We start from the raw sequence: 2021 nt of genomic DNA, 5'->3' as shown, positions 1-2021 counted from the left end.
TTATCTTTATTATAACGAGGTTTACGCTTGGTGGAAATAAAGACGCTATCCCTTATGCTGATACATATATAAAGAATTCAGACACAATAGTAGTAAAAATTCCTAAAGACCGTCACAAAATTAAAAAGGATGATGATATCTTTACTACCAGCGGATGGTTTATGGGAGTAGCACAAACACGCTCAGCAATTTATAATATGTATTATTTCTATTCCCCTGAACATAAGAAATATTTAGGAGTTGTTACTTTTAAAGGCAGCTATAATATAATTCAAAGGGGTAGTGGCGAGAAAATCTGGTATGATGACATAGAAACTCTAAGATTAGATTATCTTTATGAGATTAAAAGTTTCTCAGCCTATGTCAATCGTCAGCAATGGCAGGACCCAACCTACGGCACGAAAGAAAATCCCGTACCAATCTTCTTTAAGCGAGCATTATCTTGGCCTGAGAGTTTAGGTGGAATGGAGGCGTGGGAAACCATAAAGCCCAGTGTTAACAAAAAGTTTGTTGAACTTTATCTTGCACACGAATTGTCTTCAAAAGAGTTTAATCGTCTTTATGGAAAAGACATGGAACGCTTGGGACTAAAGGATTGAGCTGGTTTACGAGTAACGCTTGACAACGCAATGATGGCGTAGCTTTGTTTTAACTCCAAATCCTAAGTTCTGAGTAATAAAAAGATAAGATTATGGCACGATTAACATTTGAAGAAAGAAATAAAAACAACTATACCAAGTATAGTGATGTTCCTATTAAAACAATCAATAAATATAAAGGAGTACTTCCTGAAGAACTGTTAACCATCTGGCAAAATATGGGCTATGGTATTTATGAAGATGGTTTTATACAGTTTATTAATCCTGATGAGTATGAATTTGTATTTGATTACATTGATAAGTTGTTAGAACCTTCTATCGTATTTGGTGTTACGGCTTTAGGAGATTTGTTAATATGGGAGGGTAATGATAATTGGACGATTTCATCTGATGAGGGAAATAGAATCTTGTTTATAAATATAAGAAAGTGTACAAGCGAAATCTTAGGTGATATGGATTTTCTTTTAAACTTTACTTTAGGAGATGAAACGGCTATTATAGACAAGGAATATTTTGACTCCCGACCTTATTTAAATATTAAAGGAAAGTTACCTACTTTGCAATATGGTCAGTGTTATGGTTATGTTCCAGCCTTGGCATTGGGAGGCAAAGCATCCAGCAAAAATCTGCAAGTGGTAGATGTAAAGTCGTATGTAGACATAATAGGACAAGCTGTTGGTAAATTTATAGATTTATCAGATTAAGAAAATATGGATAAGGAAGAAAGAATAAATCAGATTACCAAGCAGGTGAAGATACTGGAGCGAGTTCCACTCGACAAACGAATAGAGGTGTTTAATCGTGGCGCAAAGAACATTTATGTAGTTGGCAGTATTTTATTGTTAATAGTTCTTTGGATTGTCATTTTTGGAAGTACAATTCTTGAGATGGAACCACTTTGGCAACTGAATAGAGGGTTTATGAGAAATACTTGGAACATCATTGGCAAGCTTTTCTTTCCCGTTTTCTTACCATGTATATTCATCATTGGAATTCCAATAGAAATTCGCAATTACATTATCAAACGAATTGTGGATAAGGAATACCCACTAAAAACAGAAAAGTAGTCAATAAGCAAAGATAAAAATAAAAAAGGTTCTTCTGTTAAATGTGTAGATTGTTAATAGAATGAGATTAATCCACATACATGGTAAGCTTACCTCCAATAAGAAGGTTTTATAAAGTGGGGGGGGGAAACTACATGATAAATGTAATTAGGTGTGATGTCTATCTGTCTTTTACAAACAATTTATTCTCATACTATTGACTTTTGTAAACTCTTTTTATGCAGTTCAAAGCTAACACATGCTCTTTTGCCTTCTAAAAGGTGCCTAATTGACTTGCAGTAGGTGCCCTTTTGAAGTCTAACTAACGCCCTTTTGAAGTCCAATTAAGCACCTTTTACTTTACTACTTTATAACT

3 protein-coding genes are annotated in these 2021 nt (G+C 34.1%); all 3 read left to right on the top strand.

The window, feature by feature from the left end:
* Positions 1-599, top strand: a 599-nt coding sequence (locus tag HMPREF1505_RS13355; protein WP_036925011.1) for a hypothetical protein, incomplete at its 5' end; no start/stop codon positions are given.
* 92 nt (positions 600-691) lie between these two features.
* Complete coding sequence (locus HMPREF1505_RS09900; protein ID WP_036925010.1) at positions 692-1303, top strand: GAD-like domain-containing protein; 612 nt, start codon at positions 692-694, stop codon at positions 1301-1303.
* A gap of 6 nt (positions 1304-1309) precedes the next feature.
* On the top strand, positions 1310-1666 hold the full coding sequence (locus tag HMPREF1505_RS09895; protein ID WP_036925008.1) for a hypothetical protein: 357 nt from the start codon (positions 1310-1312) through the stop codon (positions 1664-1666).
* Positions 1667-2021: the final 355 nt, after the last annotated feature.

It is taken from the genome of Prevotella sp. ICM33 (assembly GCF_000517825.1).
Taxonomy (GTDB): Bacteria; Bacteroidota; Bacteroidia; order Bacteroidales; family Bacteroidaceae; genus Prevotella; species Prevotella melaninogenica.
The sequence above is the reverse complement of the archived record's forward strand: the minus strand, read 5'-3'. Positions and strand labels throughout refer to the sequence as shown.

Bases quoted from the DNA above. Each gene is read 5' to 3' on its own strand.
- HMPREF1505_RS09895 (WP_036925008.1), top strand. From the start codon at position 1,310: ATGGATAAGGAAGAAAGAATAAATCAGATTACCAAGCAGGTGAAGATA.
- HMPREF1505_RS09900 (WP_036925010.1), top strand. From the start codon at position 692: ATGGCACGATTAACATTTGAAGAAAGAAATAAAAACAACTATACCAAG.